This window comes from Sporofaciens sp. St.21A7, from assembly GCF_059728535.1.
In genome coordinates, this window is sequence record NZ_BAAGFN010000001.1 from 1,390,875 (window position 1) to 1,407,014 (window position 16,140).

The following is a 16,140-nucleotide window of genomic DNA, read 5'->3' on the forward strand; positions in this document are numbered from 1 at the left end:
ACAGCCGGGAAATCCCGACAGCCCCTTTTACATGTGAAATCCATCCTAATCAAAATCAAACTTCGTATACCTGGTATTCATCGCCCCATACCGCGTCCTGACCATCTCATTCTTCGCCAGCACATCCTCTTCGGTTCCCGTATACTGACACCGGATACAGTAATACTCCTTCTTATCCTTATCATAAAACATATCAATATCCAGATCCCGCATAAAGCAGGAAGGACATCTGTAATTTAATTTGCCTTTTCCAGATTGAGCCATGTCGCAAACATCTCCTTATCCTTTATTTTTTTCTTGTACCCCAGCGTGAACATCGGGGAAAATGCATACCCTTCCCGGATATACCCTTCCGCCTCTGAAGAAGCCGTCATAGAAACCTTCGTTTCAATCGCCGGAACTATGGCAGAAACAGCCGATGCGCCTTTAAGGCTCTCCTCACGGCAGCGGTACTCATACACGATTTCCTTCGGCTCACTGCCTTCACAGGTAAGGGTAATCCCCGTCATATCCTCCGGATATTCCGTCGTCCCATAACAAGCCACCATATACTCATTCAGCTCGACCTCGGCAGACGGGTCGCTCATCTCAAGGACGGTACGCTCAATTTTAATCGAACCGCTTCCCTCCTCGAAATATTCCTTTGTCAGAAGGGTCAGTGATAAATCGGCAAATTCAATGGTCACAGGGTCAAGGGTCAGAATCCTGGTCTTCCCTTCCTGAGAAAAATGCGCCTTCGTGCGACACAGGCACAGATCCACTTCCTCGCCCTTGTAACTGAGCTTCGCGCTCCGAATCGTCCCTTCACCCGCATAATGGGTGAAATATCCGGCCCGGTATTTCTCCTGAATCAAGAACGGATAAGAAGCATCCTGCACATGCTTCGTCCCGATACCGACCTCCCATTTAAGCTTCGCCGCATAGGGACGCAGATCAAAAATCGCTCCGCCCTGATCCATGCTTACCCCAGCTCTCATATACGGGTCGGTATACCAGAACACCTGCTTGTCAGAACCATAAAGGATGTCCCGCCACAGCGCACATTCCGGCTCCTTGTAGGACTTTTTCTCCCGGTAATAGTCCGCGAATTCAGACATGGTCATATCAATGAGCTTGCCCTCTTTCTTCAAATCACCGTAATACTTGCACCCATCCGAATAGGATTTCAGAAGCAGCTCATAAGGAGCTTCCCACCGTCCCATCTTATTCATCCAGCCAGGACCTACGAACATCATATTATAAGAATAACCGTTATTATACTTCTCCTGGGCACGGTACTGGTCGATGAGATTATAGAGATAAGGAAATTCCCAAGTTTTGGTATCATAAATCATGCCTCTGAGCACATTCTGGGGATGGGTTCCGAAGTTAGAGCCGTTGCCGTCATAACACGCCAGAAGATCCCTGGACAGATGGGGGATTGCCACAATCCCACTGTCCTCAGACTCATCCGCCGCCGGTGCATGGGTATTCTGCTTAGATGGAATCCAAGGCGCCCACGGACCGCCGTCGAACAGCGTATACCAGGAATTATTGCAGGTATGATAGGCTTTGGGACCCTCTTCCCAACACGTAGCAATGGCACATTTTACGGAAGGATATGTTTCCTTGATATAGTTGGTCAGATCCGCGTCCATATAGTAGGAACCGGTGGATTCCGGGTAAAATCCGAAAATATCGTGGAATTTGCCGAAAACATCATCCACAATCCGTTTCTTGTCCTCCATGGAGAACATCCAGATGCAGAAATCCTTAGTCTTATATTTCTCGCGGAACTCCTCACAGGGCAGCCCAAGAAGGGAGAGGGCAATCTCATCCCCATATACCTCATGGTCGTTTTTCGCGATTGCCACGGCTTCCTCATTAAAAAGAGCGGCATAGGTCATATGAATTGTGACTTTCAACCCATTTTCATGGGCAAGCCTCTGCTGGGTCTTGAAAATATCCAGAGATTCGGTCAAAAGTTTCTTGTCTCCAATATCCTCCTCTTTGCCGTGTCCTGTAACGGTGGCGGAATACTCCGGAACCATCTCGGGACGATGGATTACGTTCAGAATAAAATCACTCATTTTTTCAATACTCCTATCTATTATTTATAAAATATCCGGCATGTATGCCCGCCTGTGCGGGAAAACATGCCGGACATTTGTAAGCAAATTATTTGACAGCTCCGGTAATACCTTCTGCGAACTGTTTCTGCAATACGAAGAATACAACCATCGTAGGAATGGAGCAGAACAAAACGCCCATCATAATCATACCGTAGTCAATCTTGTAACCGCCAATAGTATTGGCAATCAACATAACCATATTCAATGACTTGCCGTCTGTCATGATTACCTTCGGCCACAGGTATGCATTCCATGCATTCATGAACGTGATAACTGCCGCCGCCGCATACGTAGACCTCATGGTCGGGAAGAACATGCGGAAGAAAATCCCGATCTCGGTCAGCCCGTCTAGCCTTGCTGCTTCGATGATGTCAACCGGGAATGCACGGGCATTCTGCCGGAACATCATGATCATGAAAGGCGTCGAAATCATCGGAAGGAAGAATCCAATCGTCGTATTCAGAAGTTTTGCCTTGGAAAACATCTGGAACAACGGAATCATCGTCGCGACCTGTGGAATCATCATCGCAAGCAGTAAGATAGAGAACAATTTATCCTTCCATTTGTCATGGTAGACCTCGAATCCATAACCAGCCAGTGAACAGATGAACAGACAGATCAAAGTCACTGAGATGGCGTAAACGAAAGAGTTGGTCATCGCACGTGCCAACGGCTGCTGTGCAACCAGGTTCCGGAAGTTCTCCGCCGCAAATGAACCAGGCATCAGACGTCCTTTAGAGATGTCGATGTAGTTATTCGTGGCAGCGGATATCATCCACAGGAACGGAAAAACTGAGATGATGGAAAAAATCGTCAAAAATATGTAGGTAGGAATCAGCCTGCGCTGAATCATAGATCTGTTCTTTTTCTCAGTCACGTGTATCACCTACTTTCAGATTAATAAATGCTAAGATAGCAACAATAATGAATACGAAGAATGCCATGGCGCTTCCATAACCAAAGTTCGGGGCGCGCAGGAAACAGGTATTATAAATATAGTGGGACATTGTAATTGTCGCATTTGCCGGTCCGCCGTTGGTCAGGTTGACAGACTCGTCGAACAACTGCAAAGTACCGTTGATGGACATGATAAATGTCATGATGATCGTTGGCTTCAGAAGCGGAACGGTAATCCCCCAGAAGGTCTTCCAACCGTTGGCGCCGTCGATCTTAGCCGCCTCATATACAGAATACTCAATATTCTGAAGCCCGGCAAGGTAGAATACCATGTTATATCCGGTCCATCTCCAGATCAGGGCGATAATAATTACCATCTTAGCCGACCATGCGGTTCCCAGGAAATTATACCCATGATCCAGAAATCCCATCTTGACCAATGCATTATTAATCAGACCATCCTGTGCGAACAGGAAACGGAAAATAATCGCATAGGAAACCAGTGACGTTGCACATGGCAGGAATACACAGGTACGGAAAAATCCTTTGAACCTCAGATCCTTATTATTCAGGAGTTGGGCTAACAGGATTGCAAGCACCAGCATGATTGGCACTTGAATTGCCAGATAGAAGAACGTATTTCCTACTGACCTAAGAAATACTCTGTCTTCAAACATTCGGGCATAGTTGGAAAAACCGGTAAATCTGTAGTTTGATCCTTTCCCTGTCTGCAGTGACAGAAGAAAAGCCCTGATCATCGGGTAGAAGCTCATGACTGCGATCATAATAGTTGCCGGAGTGAGGAATGCCCAGCCGGCGGCTTTCTGCTTAGCAATCAGGCTCATACCTTTCTTTTTAGGTTCCATAAAAAAACCCCCTTCGTTCCTTTAAGCTATATGTAGTTGTATAATAGTTCGGGGGAACCTGAAAGACGGTCCCCCCGAAAATATTATCACGTGAATCAGACCGGGTATGTTTTATTCGTAATAGAATTCCGCATCTGCCTGAGCCTGCTCTAAGGTCTTATCCTTATCGCTGCCGGTCATGATATCCTGGATTGCCGTAGAGATAACCTCACGAACATCATAGTAATAAGCGCTTGTGTTGTTGGTAGGCGTCTTCTCAGCGTACTCTACGATTGTTGAGTAGATCGGCTGGTCATTCCAGAATTCCTGTGGAGCCTGATAAGCTTCGGACTCACCGGCAGGTCCCCATGTACCGATAGCGCCGGTAGTAGGTAGTATGTTCGCATACAGGTCTTCGCTTCCTGCAAATGTCTTGGCAAGGAAATCGAAAGCAAGTTCTGTGTTCTGGCAGTTGGAAGTTACATACCAGGAAGAACCACCGTTGTTGGAGTAGTTCGTAGCGTTAGCGCTCTTCACCAGCTTAGGCATATTGGTGATTTCCCACTTGCCGGCTGTGTCTTCCATACCCATAATCGTAGCCATGATCCAGTTACCATTGATCGTTCCTGCACACTGCTCGTTGGTGATAGAGGATACATATTCATCCCACTCGTTTACTTCGTAAAAAATCCCTTCTTTTACCATCTTCTGATAGATATCAATACACTCGTTCAGCGGATCGTTGCCAACAAGGTTCGGAGTTCCGTCTTCGTTGAACAGAGAAGCGCCTGCGGACTGAAGCATCATCATGATGATATCCTGGCTGTTAGCCTGTCCTGAAAGCATGTACTTGCCGGTCTTTTCCTTCACTACCTTACCAATCTCGATGAACTTGTCCCAGTCGATGTCTGTGATATCATCGATAGTATATCCTGCTTCCTCCAGAATGTCTGTACGATAACAGGAAACAACTGCGCCGTTATCGAATGGTACGCCGTAGTTCTTGCCGTCTACGGTAGAGTAGCTTAACTTACCTTCTGCAAACTGTGAGAAGTCAATTCCACTGTCTGTCAGGTCCGTAAATGCTTCCGGATAGAAGGAAACGAATTTCTGATAAGAGTTGTCCTGCATCAGCACGATGTCAGGCATCGTTCCGAAATCACCGGATTCTGCACATGTCTGTAACTTTGTCTCACAGTCGTCGGACAGGGTCTCAACTACTTCAAGCTCGAACTTGTCATTCACGGTATCCTTGTAAATCTTGCCGGCTTCCTCGATTGCAGGAATATTGAACGCCGGGTCCCATGTCCATACAACCAGCTTGTCCCCGCCGCCGGAGCCGCCTTCGTCAGAACCGGAATCTCCGCCGCTGCCAGAACCGCTGTCGTCGGAACCACCGCCGCCGCATGCTGCGAGTGAGAATGCCATTGCTCCCACAAGTAATACTGAAAGTAATCTTTTCTTCATAATCTTTATCCTCCTTCTGATTAATTACTTCATGGACATATTATATCAATATAAACGTCCCAAAAGTTGTTAGAATCGACTGTATAGTGTGCATAATCAATCATATATAGTGTTATTGTATGGGATTCGACAAGAAGAGACAGGTTTTTTGGTAAATATTTTGAGAATAAGATGACCCGAAGGCAGATGCTATACTTACACTAGATATAAAATGTGGTCAGCAAATCTGCCGTCAGGATGTAGGAATTTTATGACAGAAATACCCGGTCAGGATATCTCCGTTTGATGATCTGCAGCATATTATCGCTTAAATCCAGCAAGAGTTTAATTTTCTCCCGGTTTTCTGTGATGATCATCGTATAATAGGGCGTGTCTTCCTCATAAGAAGTGTAGTCATACTTGGCCAGCCGGATACTTCCGCCTTCTTTCCGGTATTTTGCTACGGCGTCGTGCCAGCTCGGGGCAAGGACTTCCAGCGCTTCCATATCAAGGTAATGGGCGGAGCGGCGATGCTTTTTCCCGAAAATGACGTCGATGGTAAGATGGTTCTCCTCTAAGATATACTCATATTCCTTCCGGCTGTAGGTATTGTAAAAATAGTAAAGGACGACCAGCAAAAACCCTGGCAGCATGAATCCCTGAGACAGTGTGACGCCCAGAAGAAGCAGAATCACTGCAAAAACAATCATTGTCGTCCGGAGAAATCCTGTCATAGGTTTGGGTTTCCGAATTACCTGTTCTACGATCTTATAATTGTACATATTATTTTTCCTCCTGATTCATAAGCGGTGATATCATTTCATAAGCAATCATATCAGTTCAGCCTGCGGAATTCAAGTGGCGTGACGCCGGTTATCTTCTTGAACATGGCGATAAAATGGCTCGCGTCAGAGAATCCCGTCTCTCCGGCAATCTGCTGTACTTCCATGCGGGGGGCGGATACCAGCAGTTCCCTTGCCTTGTTGATTCGGAAGGTGGTTAGGTATTCGTAGGTAGAGCATCCGAGAAAACGCCGGAACAGGCGGGACAGGTATTGTGGCGTAACATAGACGCCCGCGCTTAGTTCCTGTACGGTGAGTTCAGTGTCATAGCGGGTTTCAATCTCTTTTATTACCGGCGCCACATAACGCAGATACAAGGGCTCGTCAGTCAAAGCGCGGGTATGTCGGCTGCTGGTAAAATGCAGCAGCAAGCTATAACACCTAAGCGAAAGCGCACGGGTATCGGCAGACAGGATGTCCCAGTCCTCCATGATTTCGTTGATGAGCGCGCCAATCATGGCGCCCTTTTCCTTATCTATCAATACGACCGGTTTGTTTCCCACCATCTTGTCGATGCTGCTGTCGATGGTTCCGGTAAATGTGGCAAAGGCTGTCAGCCATTCTTCGGTGTCCCGGGCGTAGGAATGATGGAGGTAAGGAGAAATCAAGATTCCTTCTCCCTCGTTCAGAACATATTCTGCCCCCTGAACCCGGACGGTCCCGCGTCCCCGTTCCGTCTGTAGATAATGGTAGAGGGGGAACCCCTTAGGGCGCAAGACCCGGTCCTGGCTCCAACTGTGGCCGATGGAGTCAAATAAGAAAGGTTCGTTGACAGGGGAATTCCTGTAATGTATTGGCATCGTCATCACCTGTTTCAAAATGTTATATTATATAGTTTAACATATTACACTTTCTTTTGTCTATCCGTAATATAATAAGGATTGATAACAGAGAAAACTCAGGTATGTAAGCTAAGTTAAGGAGGAGTAACAATGGACCGAGTATTTGATTATGGCAAATTAAAAGACCCGCAGTATTTCCGTGACGGAAGGCTTGACGCCCATTCCGACCACAGGTATTATGCTTCGGTTTTGGATATGGAGACAGGTCATGAGGATTTCAAGGAGAGCCTGAACGGGCTGTGGAAGTTCCACTATGCAAGGAATTACAAGGCGGCAGTCTGCGGATTTGAGAAGACGGATTACTGCTGCAAAGACTGGGACGATATCCATGTGCCGGCACATATCCAGATGGAGGGTTACGACGTTCCGCAGTATGCGAATGTGCAGTACCCTTGGGAAGGGCATGACGAGATAGAGCCGGGAGAGATTCCAGAGTATTTCAACCCTGTGGCAAGTTATGTAAAGTATTTTACAGTACCGGAGCGTATGAAGGGAAGGCGTCTCTTCATCTCCTTTGCGGGCGCGGAGAGCGGGCTGGCGTTGTGGCTGAACGGGACGCTCGTGGGATACAGCGAAGACTCCTTTACCCCGTCAGAATTTGAACTGACGGAGTATCTGGTGGAAGGAGAGAATAAGCTGGCAGCGCAGGTGTTCAAATGGACGGCGTCAAGCTGGTGCGAAGATCAGGATTTCTACCGTTTCTCCGGTATTTACAGGGACGTTTATCTATATACGATACCGGATGTGCATGTGCGTGACTTAAAAATCTGCGCGATACCGGACGAGACACTGAAGAAAGCAGCGTTCGATATCCGTCTGGACATGATTTCGGCAGAAACGGCGGCGGGGAAGGCAGTGATTCGTCTTGCAAAGGACGGTGATACGGTCATTGAAGAAGAACTGGAGCTTGAGGCAGTGGTTTCCCGCTCATGGACGGTGGACGGGCCGGCGCTTTGGAGTGCAGAAGAGCCGAATCTCTATGACCTGACAATCGAGATTTACGATGCCGCGGGAACGCTTCAGGAAGTAATACCGGAGAAGGTTGGTTTCCGAAGGTTTGAGATGAAGGACAATATCATGACCCTGAATGGAAGAAGAATCGTGTTCAAGGGTGTGAACCGCCATGAATTTAGCTGTGTGAGCGGACGAAGCGTGAGTGAGGCGGAGCTTCGCAAGGATCTTGAGACGATGAAGCGCAATAATATCAACGCTATCCGTACCTGCCACTATCCGGACGGCTCTCTGATTTACCGGCTCTGCGATGAGTATGGAATCTACCTGATCGATGAGAACAACCTGGAATCCCACGGTACTTGGGATACAGCGATGCTGACAGGGGACGACTCAGGGGTAGTGCCGAACGACAGGCCGGAGTGGCTGGGCATGATGCTGGATCGTGTGAATTCCGTTTACCAGAGGGACAAGAACCACCCGGCAATCCTGATCTGGTCCTGTGGGAATGAATCCTACGGCGGAAAGGATATCTATGAGATGTCAGAGCTTTTCCGGAAGTTAGACCCGAACCGTCTGGTTCATTATGAGGGAGTACACCACGACCGCCGTTATAATGACACCAGCGATATGGAGAGCCAGATGTATACCTCCGTGGAAGGAATCAAGGAGTTCCTGGCAAAGGACAGGAGCAAGCCGTTCATTTGCTGCGAATATACCCACGCAATGGGGAATTCCTGCGGAGCTATGCACAAATATACGGATTTGACCGACACGGAGCCGTTGTATCAGGGTGGATTTATCTGGGATTATATCGACCAGACCATTTGCAAGAAAGACCGCTATGGGAAAGAATTCCAGGCATACGGCGGAGATTTCGGAGAGCGTCCGACGGATTATAATTTCAGCGCCAATGGAATCGTTTACGGAAACAGAGAGGCTTCCCCTAAGATGCAGGAGGTAAAATTCAATTACCAGAACATCACGGCAGAGGTTGGAAAGACCGAGGTCAGGGTAATCAATAAGAACTTGTTCGTCAATACGGATACTTTTGAGTGCCGTGTCACTGTGGCGCGGGACGGGCATGTGGTAAGAAGGGCTGTTTTAGAGACCCACGTGGAGCCGCTTTGCGAGGAAATTTATGCACTGCCGGTTCCGGAGGAGACACTGGCAGGTGAGTATGCAGTTACCGTATCTTTCCATCTGAGACAGGACGCCATTTGGGCGAAGCGCGGACATGAGGTGGCGTTCGGTCAGTATGTATATCAGGTAGAGAAGGCGGAAAAAGTATGCGATAAGGGTGTGAAAGTGATCAGAAGCACACACAATATCGGCGTGCGCGGAGAGCATTTTGAGGTAATGTTCTCGGTGCTGTCCGGAGGGCTGGTCTCTTACAAATATGCAGGAAAAGAGATGCTCAAATCCATTCCTAAGCCGAACTTCTGGCGTGCGCCTGTGGATAATGACTGCGGGAACCAGATGCCGGCGCGCTATGCCCAGTGGAAGATTGCAAGCATGTATGTTACCGATAAGGCAATGGGGGATGAGCTGTTTAAGATGAGTATGTTAGAGGCACAGGAAGGAGAACACAGCGCAACCGTTTCCTTTACCTATCATCTGTGTACCATACCGGCGGCAACTTGCCAGGTGTCTTACGAAGTGTTCGGGGATGGGTGCGTGAAGACGACCCTTTCCTATGATCCGGTAAAAGAGTTGGGCGATATGCCGGAATTCGGTATGATGTTCAAGCTGGATGCGGATTATGACCATGTGAAATGGTATGGCCTTGGTCCTGCAGAAACTTATGCGGACCGCAAGAAGGGGGCAAAGCTTGGCATTTACGAGAATCTTGTGAAGGACAATATGGCAGAGTATATTGTTCCTCAGGAGTGCGGTAATAAGGAAGAGGTGCGTTATGCGGAAGTCACCGACCGTAAAGGAAGAGGAATGCGGTTTGCAATGACATCCGAGAACGGCCCCATGTGCTTCTCGGCGCTGCCGTATACTCCTCATGAGCTGGAGAATGCGATGCATCCGTTTGAATTGCCGGAGGTACACTATACGGTGGTCCGTGCCTCGAAAGCACAGATGGGAATCGCCGGGGACGATAGCTGGGGGTCATTGACTCATCCGGAGTATCTGATTGATGTGAGTAAGAAGCTGGAGTTTAGTTTCTGGTTCTGCGGTATTTAAGGTATGTTTTAGAAAATATATAGGGGCAGTCGGGAATTATGAGAATAGCATATCCCGACTGCCCCTGTTTATAATTTACTTAGATGAGTAAAGACAAATATTGTTCATAGTTGACGCCGTCGTTGCGCGGTACATTTTCTTTGACGGAATCAAGCAATGCAAGTTCCAAAAATTCCCCAGCTTTCTCTATAATAGAAGGAAGGGAATCTCCGCGGGCAGAGCCGGCGGCGATGCAGGAGGCGAACAAGTCTCCCGTTCCAGAATAGCTGCCGCCGATATAAGGGAAAGAAAACAGGGAGGAGGCAGCCGTGCTGACCAGTAGATTTCCCATCTTTTTCGTGCCGTCTATATCCTCAAAACGGATTCCGGTTACGATGACATGTTCTGGACCTTTCCTGCAGAAGGTCTGTCCGATTTCCTGAATTGCATCTATTAATTCTACCGAAGAAGTCTTTGCCATTAGGGATTGGTAGTCTGTGCCTGTCAGGAGGCATAATTCTGTCAAATTTGGCGTAATGATGTCAGCCTCTAAAGCTAACCTGTGCATCTGTTCAAGCAGCGCCTGGGTATAGAATGGGTAAGGCGTCCCGTCATCTCCCATGACGGGGTCTACCAGAAGGAATGTATCGGGGGTCCGGAAGGTGCCCAGGAAACGGAAGATCTGGCGGATCTGCATTTCCCCGGCAACGAATCCGGTATAGATGCCGTCGAACCGCTGCCCCATCTTTTCCCATTCGCTGCGGAAATAGTCCATTTTGTCCGTATAGTCGTCGCAATAATAGCTGGGGTATCCGGTTTGGGCCGTCAAGATTGCAGTGGGGAGGGGGCATGCCTGTACGCCCATTGCCGATATGACGGAGATTGCGGCAGTGAGGGAACACCGGCCGAAGCCGGAGAGGTCGTTGATTACTGCTATTTTCTTAGTCATAGAATTTATTTTCCTTATGTTATAGTGTGTTGTCGGCGGCTCTGTTGTTGCAAATATCAAACGTCCGCCTCACAAATATACTATCATCAAAGTGGATATATTAAAAAGTCCAGATTAATAAAAAGAAACCGGACCAGTTTGTGACTAACTGCGGCTTTTCTTTTTAACAAAAATCGCAGAGTAGATTATTCTGCGACCAGGGAGAGGATGATTATCTGGTATTTATTACCCTGTGATTTACAGAATCCTTCGACTATATTATCCATGGGGCGGGAAATGCATATCCGGATGCATTTAATTCAGATCCGGTAGGTACGATTGAGGGTAATGTACATGGGACATACCGTCTGTTGGAGTATGCAAAGGGGCATGGCTGCAGACGATTCCTGTATGTTTCTACCGGTGAGGTATATGGGGAATGTGATGCAAGCCTTTCGCCTTTTCAAGAGCCAGCCAGCGGACAGATTGACATTCTGTCGCCCCGCTCTTGCTATCCAGGAAGTAAACGACTGGCAGAAACCTTATGTGTTTCCTACAGAAAACAGAAGGGGTTGGAAACCGTAATCGCCCGTCCTTGTCATACTTATGGACCTGGGATGCTGGAAGGAGACAATCGGGCGAACGCGCAGTTTTTAAGAAATGGCGCGCTTGGCAAGGATATTATCCTGAAGAGTAAAGGGAGCCAGATGCGGTCTTATGCATATACCGCCGATTGTGTATCGGCAATATTGACAATTTTGTTGGCAGGGGATGGCGGAGAGGCATATAACTGTGCAAATTCAGAGTCAAAATGCACGATTGCAGAATTTGCAGAGATTGTTGCAAAGGTTTCGGGCAGTAAAGTTGTATATGAAAACCCCAGTGCAGCAGATTTAGCGAATCGCAGTCCGGTTATGAGACAGGTTCTAGATACGAAAAAATTAGAGGGGCTTGGCTGGAAAGGCAGATATAGTGTAGAAAAAGGGGTTACACATACGCTTAGGATTCTGAAAGGGTTTTAGGAGTCATCGGCAGAAATCCATTGTCTGTCCTTATATTTTTTGATATAGTAAACCTATACGGTACGGAATACAAGGAGGAAGAACATGTTACTATTATCAAAAGAAGATATCAGACAAGTATTTACAATGAGAGACGCCATAGAGGCGAATAAGCGGGCGTTTCAGCTATTGGTGGAGGGGAAATGCAACGCCCCCTTACGCACCAACATCCAGGCACCGAAGCAGGACGGCTGTTTCCTCTTCATGCCTGCCTACGTGGAGGAGATGGATACGGCGTCCCTCAAAATCGTCAATGTATTTCCCCACAACATTGACCAAGGATTGCCCGCCCTGCCAGCGCAGGTTATGCTGATTGACGGGAAGACGGGCGTTGTTAAGTCCCTCATGGACGGAATCTCTGTAACTCAGATTCGCACCGGTGCGGCGTCCGGTGCGGCGTTCGACATACTGGCAAAGAAAGAATGTAAGATTGGCGCATTAATCGGCACAGGCGGACAGGGCGCGGCACAGCTTGAGGCGATGCTGGAAGCCCGGCAATTAGAGGAAGTGCGGGTATGCGGCCTGCATTATGACCGGACGGAAGCATTTGTAAAGCAGATGCAGAAGGAAATGGAACGCTACGATGCCAGAATCCTCCCTGTCAAGTCTTCCGATGAGGCAGTGGAAGACGCCGACCTCATAATCACAGCAACTCCGGCAGAAAAGCCGGTATTTGACGGGACAAGGGTAAAGAAGGGTGCGACCATTAGCTGCATTGGCTCCTACCAGCATCACATGCAGGAGATGCCTCCTGTGATTCTGACGCGGGCGTCCAAGATTTATTTTGATTCGGAGGAAGCGGTGCTGTCAGAGGCGGGCGACATCCTGATTCCGCTGGAAGACGGAACGATAACGAAGGATAATTTTACCGGCGATCTGGGGAATGTGATTAAGGGTGAGGTGACAGGCCGTGAGAACGACGAGGAGATTATCGTGTTCAAGTCGGTCGGTGTTGCGACGCAGGATTTGGTCGCGGCAAGGGAAATCTATGACAAGGCAGTAAAAGCCGGTATTGGGACGAAGTGGAATTCCTAGTGTAGGAGATAGTGGAGGGCTAAAAAGATATCTTTTCAGCCCTCCGTTACACACTACAGATTCAAGTCTACATATCCAGTTTCCAGCCCATCCTCAGTAAAAGTCATATTCCCCTGAAAATCCAAATAGGATTTGTCCAGTTCGTCTTCGTTAACAAGCCACGCCAGATGTACTGTCGCGCTTTCTCCCGGCTTAATCTCCGGAATATAATTTTTTACGCCCAGTTTTCCGCCGAAAACATCCATGTAACCCATCTCATGCCCTATGTATAGATGCTCATTTTCTACATAATCACAGGTATCGTCCGTGCGGTCGAGGACCCGGAAGGTATCCCCGTCCTGTATGATTGGGATAAGGGAGGCGAAATACAAAGCGTCGCGGATTGTCTTGCTGCTTTTGTTCGTATATTCTACAGTCACATATACCAGCTTTAAAGGCATTTGTTCCGTGCGCACAAGCTGGTCAAGAGTCTCTTCGCCGTCGCCCAGTTTTATATAATTCAAGGTGTCGCTGGTAAGTTTCCCATCGGGGCCAACCAGCTCATGCCAGGCATCAGGAATCGCATCCTTGTTGCTCAGCAGAGAGAGGTCGTCCGCTGTTTGAACCTCTGTGACAGACACTTCCAGAGAGATAGGCGTGCCATCATCCTGGCTGGTGTGAATGTCAAATTTATCTCCAATCTGGTGTACGTTTGCCATGCCCTCCCCATTTGTTTCATTGAAATAATAATCATCTTCTTCGTAAGGCACGTCCTCTCCCTTATCTTCCGACAGCTCGTTAGAAGCGGCCACATCGCTCCAGCGGGAGAGCCCTTTGGTAGAAACCATTTTTCCGGTAGGGGTGAGGGTAATATTTTCCGCTATTTTTATCAGCTCGTTTTTATCGGCGTGTCCCCATGCTCCTACGGTAACGATTCGGTTCAGTTCCTCATACAGGATAAATATTTTTTCTCTTTTCCATGTGGTATCCTCCGTATAAGTATTGCAGATATAAACGGCGTCCTGTCCGTTTACCGTAAGTGTCTCGGCATCCTTTACGAATGATTCCGTCATCGGTTCAGCCGTATCCAGCAGTAAAGGTTCATCGATGGAATACCAGACGTCGTCCCGGGAAGGGGAGGTATAAGTATTCTTGACATTTTCCGGGTCTAATGCGAAGCCTTCCGGGATATAATTGACCTTCATTTCCACCTCGGCGACCTCGTCGGGCAGGGGGCTTTCGGAAGAAATATTAAGGCTTGCCAGATGTTCTTTTTTCTTCTCTAACTGCATCTGGTAAATGCGTTCTGCGGCAAATACCGTTGTGCCGATGCACAGGATCGCTGCTGCCGCAATGGCGGCGGCTCTTCGGTATGACCAGGATTTCCGGCAGCGTTTCTTGAAATGTATCGTATGTCCGTCGAAGTCCTGCTGCTTTATGGTATTTAATGTCTCTTCAATACGGTCTTTTACCCCATCGGGAGTCTTCGTATTATGATAGATGTCACGAATCCTTTTATTCTGATCCTGCTCAGTCATTTTCATAAGATTTTAATGCCTCCTTCCGTCCTCTTACAAGGCGCTGCTTTACCGCATTCTCTGATATTTCCAAAATCTGTGAAATCTCACGGATGGTATAGCTGTCGCCGTAGTATAATGCCATAACCATTTGGTTTGGCTTGCTAAGTTCTTTCAGCATTGCTTTGAACATGATGTTTTCCTCCATATCGTCGGCACAGGGCTCCGGGATATTTTCCAGATTATCCGTCGGTAGTTTTTTGCGGAGGATATCATTGCATTTATTAATCAGGATTCTTATCATCCAAGTCTTAAAATATTTCGGCTCTTTTAAGGTCCGGCATTTTTCCCATCCTGTCAGAAGGGTTTCCTGAATGGCGTCCGCCGCGTCTTCGTCATTATACAATCTGCTTCTGGCAATCCGGTAAAAGGAATCCTGATGGATGTGGATTAGCTCGCTGTATGCGTCTGCGTCTCCCTGCTGTGCCTGTTTTACCAAATGAATCATATGTACCTTCTCCATATCCTGTTTTATATAATAGCTATTATACATATTAGATGCGTACAGGGGCAGAAAAGGTGACATAAATTCGAGTTAGTTTACGGAAACAGGTTGACGGAAAGGAAATCCCATGTTATAGTCAATATAACAAAATTGTATACAAATTAAAATTTTGTATACAAAATAATATAAGGAAGGTATATCAGATGAAAATTGGATTTATCGGAACCGGAAATATGGCGTCAGCTATCATGGGAGGAATTATCAAGAAACAGATTATCGGGGCAGAAGAGATTATCGGGGCGGATTTATCCGCACAGGGAAGAGAGAGGGCAAAGAGCCAGTTCGGCATCCATGTGACCGACAGCAACAAAGAGGTGGTCGAGAAAGCGGAGGTCATCGTATTGTCTGTAAAGCCCCAGTTCTATGCAGACGTCATCCATGAGATACGCGGCAGCATCCGTGATAATCAGCTCATAATCACCATTGCGCCGGGAAAGACTCTGGCATGGCTTAGGGAGCAGTTCGGTAAGGATGTCAAAATCGTCCGTACCATGCCGAACACGCCGGCGTTGGTGGGAGAAGGTATGACGGCGGCTTGTCCCAACGAGCATATGACCGAGGAAGAGACTACATATGTGCGTACGCTTCTGGAGAGTTTCAGCCGTGTGGAGATTGTTCCGGAGCGTCTGATGGACGCCGTAGTTTCCGTGAGCGGAAGCTCTCCGGCGTATGTGTTCATGTTAATCGAAGCTATGGCGGACGCGGCGGTTTCCGGCGGGATGCCAAGGCCGCAGGCTTACCAATTTGCCGCACAGGCAGTTCTCGGAAGTGCGAAGATGGTATTGGAGACCGGGAAACATCCAGGCGAGTTAAAGGATATGGTATGTTCCCCGGCAGGAACGACGATTGAAGCAGTCCGCGTGTTGGAAGAGCGCGGCTTCCGCAGCGCAGTCTTTGAGGCGATGAAGGTCTGCGAAGAGATGTCGAAAGGGATGTAGGGAGAAAGACT

General features: G+C 47.9%; 13 protein-coding genes and 1 pseudogene. 4 read left to right on the forward strand and 10 right to left on the reverse strand.

Annotated features, from left to right (window positions below):
- Nucleotides 1–45: 45 nt before the first annotated feature.
- The 7 genes from AC6I3O_RS07020 to AC6I3O_RS07050 all read right to left on the reverse strand — a co-directional run bounded on the left by AC6I3O_RS07020 (nucleotide 46) and on the right by AC6I3O_RS07050 (nucleotide 6,941).
- The gene (locus AC6I3O_RS07020) at nucleotides 46–264 is read right to left on the reverse strand and encodes a hypothetical protein (protein WP_497850241.1); all 219 of its coding nucleotides are present in this window, start codon (nucleotides 262–264) and stop codon (nucleotides 46–48) included.
- On the reverse strand, nucleotides 237–2,069 hold the full coding sequence (locus AC6I3O_RS07025) for a DUF3863 domain-containing protein (protein WP_497850242.1): 1,833 nt from the start codon (nucleotides 2,067–2,069) through the stop codon (nucleotides 237–239). Before AC6I3O_RS07025 ends, AC6I3O_RS07020 begins: the two co-directional genes overlap by 28 nt.
- An 88-nt stretch (nucleotides 2,070–2,157) precedes the next feature.
- Nucleotides 2,158–2,964 (reverse strand): carbohydrate ABC transporter permease, encoded by an 807-nt coding sequence (locus AC6I3O_RS07030; protein ID WP_497853432.1) that lies wholly within the window; start codon nucleotides 2,962–2,964, stop codon nucleotides 2,158–2,160.
- 16 nt (nucleotides 2,965–2,980) lie between these two features.
- Complete coding sequence (locus tag AC6I3O_RS07035) at nucleotides 2,981–3,874, reverse strand: carbohydrate ABC transporter permease (RefSeq protein ID WP_497850243.1); 894 nt, start codon at nucleotides 3,872–3,874, stop codon at nucleotides 2,981–2,983.
- A 111-nt stretch (nucleotides 3,875–3,985) separates the two neighbouring features.
- On the reverse strand, nucleotides 3,986–5,320 hold the full coding sequence (locus AC6I3O_RS07040) for an extracellular solute-binding protein (RefSeq protein ID WP_497850244.1): 1,335 nt from the start codon (nucleotides 5,318–5,320) through the stop codon (nucleotides 3,986–3,988).
- A 248-nt stretch (nucleotides 5,321–5,568) separates the two neighbouring features.
- Nucleotides 5,569–6,081: a DUF6106 family protein gene (locus AC6I3O_RS07045; protein WP_497850245.1), complete on the reverse strand. Its 513-nt coding sequence runs from the start codon at nucleotides 6,079–6,081 to the stop codon at nucleotides 5,569–5,571.
- Between the two features lie 53 nt (nucleotides 6,082–6,134).
- Nucleotides 6,135–6,941, reverse strand: coding sequence for an AraC family transcriptional regulator (locus AC6I3O_RS07050; RefSeq protein ID WP_497850246.1), 807 nt, complete (start codon nucleotides 6,939–6,941; stop codon nucleotides 6,135–6,137).
- Nucleotides 6,942–7,073: 132 nt separating this feature from the next.
- Between AC6I3O_RS07050 and lacZ the strand changes: the two genes are divergently transcribed.
- Entirely contained in the window at nucleotides 7,074–10,127 is a 3,054-nt protein-coding gene (lacZ, locus tag AC6I3O_RS07055; RefSeq protein WP_497850247.1) for a beta-galactosidase, LacZ type, read from the forward strand.
- Between the two features lie 79 nt (nucleotides 10,128–10,206).
- Here lacZ and AC6I3O_RS07060 read toward each other — a convergent pair whose 3' ends face one another.
- Nucleotides 10,207–11,055, reverse strand: coding sequence for a pyridoxamine kinase (locus tag AC6I3O_RS07060; protein WP_497850248.1), 849 nt, complete (start codon nucleotides 11,053–11,055; stop codon nucleotides 10,207–10,209).
- 251 nt (nucleotides 11,056–11,306) lie between these two features.
- Between AC6I3O_RS07060 and AC6I3O_RS07065 the strand changes: the two are divergent.
- A pseudogene (locus AC6I3O_RS07065) lies at nucleotides 11,307–12,056 on the forward strand (NAD-dependent epimerase/dehydratase family protein); the annotation flags it as partial.
- Between the two features lie 84 nt (nucleotides 12,057–12,140).
- Complete coding sequence (locus AC6I3O_RS07070; RefSeq protein ID WP_497850249.1) at nucleotides 12,141–13,130, forward strand: ornithine cyclodeaminase family protein; 990 nt, start codon at nucleotides 12,141–12,143, stop codon at nucleotides 13,128–13,130.
- A gap of 53 nt (nucleotides 13,131–13,183) precedes the next feature.
- Here the strand turns inward: AC6I3O_RS07070 and AC6I3O_RS07075 are convergent, their stop codons facing one another.
- The gene (locus tag AC6I3O_RS07075; RefSeq protein ID WP_497850250.1) at nucleotides 13,184–14,653 is read right to left on the reverse strand and encodes a hypothetical protein; all 1,470 of its coding nucleotides are present in this window, start codon (nucleotides 14,651–14,653) and stop codon (nucleotides 13,184–13,186) included.
- The gene (locus AC6I3O_RS07080; RefSeq protein ID WP_497850251.1) at nucleotides 14,640–15,134 is read right to left on the reverse strand and encodes an RNA polymerase sigma factor; all 495 of its coding nucleotides are present in this window, start codon (nucleotides 15,132–15,134) and stop codon (nucleotides 14,640–14,642) included. The genes AC6I3O_RS07075 and AC6I3O_RS07080 overlap by 14 nt, the downstream gene beginning before the upstream one ends.
- A gap of 200 nt (nucleotides 15,135–15,334) precedes the next feature.
- Here AC6I3O_RS07080 and proC point away from each other — a divergent pair, with 200 nt between their 5' ends.
- Nucleotides 15,335–16,129, forward strand: a complete 795-nt coding sequence (gene proC / locus AC6I3O_RS07085; RefSeq protein WP_497850252.1) for a pyrroline-5-carboxylate reductase — start codon at nucleotides 15,335–15,337, stop codon at nucleotides 16,127–16,129.
- Nucleotides 16,130–16,140: the final 11 nt, after the last annotated feature.

Excerpts from the sequence above, each read along its gene's own strand:
- AC6I3O_RS07075 (WP_497850250.1), bottom strand. The coding sequence starts at position 14,653 with ATGAAAATGACTGAGCAGGATCAGAATAAAAGGATTCGTGACATCTAT.
- AC6I3O_RS07040 (WP_497850244.1), bottom strand. The coding sequence starts at position 5,320 with ATGAAGAAAAGATTACTTTCAGTATTACTTGTGGGAGCAATGGCATTC.
- AC6I3O_RS07050 (WP_497850246.1), bottom strand. The coding sequence starts at position 6,941 with ATGCCAATACATTACAGGAATTCCCCTGTCAACGAACCTTTCTTATTT.
- AC6I3O_RS07070 (WP_497850249.1), top strand. The coding sequence starts at position 12,141 with ATGTTACTATTATCAAAAGAAGATATCAGACAAGTATTTACAATGAGA.
- AC6I3O_RS07020 (WP_497850241.1), bottom strand. The coding sequence starts at position 264 with ATGGCTCAATCTGGAAAAGGCAAATTAAATTACAGATGTCCTTCCTGC.
- proC (WP_497850252.1), top strand. The coding sequence starts at position 15,335 with ATGAAAATTGGATTTATCGGAACCGGAAATATGGCGTCAGCTATCATG.
- AC6I3O_RS07030 (WP_497853432.1), bottom strand. The coding sequence starts at position 2,964 with ATGATTCAGCGCAGGCTGATTCCTACCTACATATTTTTGACGATTTTT.
- AC6I3O_RS07045 (WP_497850245.1), bottom strand. The coding sequence starts at position 6,081 with ATGTACAATTATAAGATCGTAGAACAGGTAATTCGGAAACCCAAACCT.
- AC6I3O_RS07035 (WP_497850243.1), bottom strand. The coding sequence starts at position 3,874 with ATGGAACCTAAAAAGAAAGGTATGAGCCTGATTGCTAAGCAGAAAGCC.
- AC6I3O_RS07080 (WP_497850251.1), bottom strand. The coding sequence starts at position 15,134 with ATGATTCATTTGGTAAAACAGGCACAGCAGGGAGACGCAGACGCATAC.
- AC6I3O_RS07060 (WP_497850248.1), bottom strand. The coding sequence starts at position 11,055 with ATGACTAAGAAAATAGCAGTAATCAACGACCTCTCCGGCTTCGGCCGG.
- lacZ (WP_497850247.1), top strand. The coding sequence starts at position 7,074 with ATGGACCGAGTATTTGATTATGGCAAATTAAAAGACCCGCAGTATTTC.
- AC6I3O_RS07025 (WP_497850242.1), bottom strand. The coding sequence starts at position 2,069 with ATGAGTGATTTTATTCTGAACGTAATCCATCGTCCCGAGATGGTTCCG.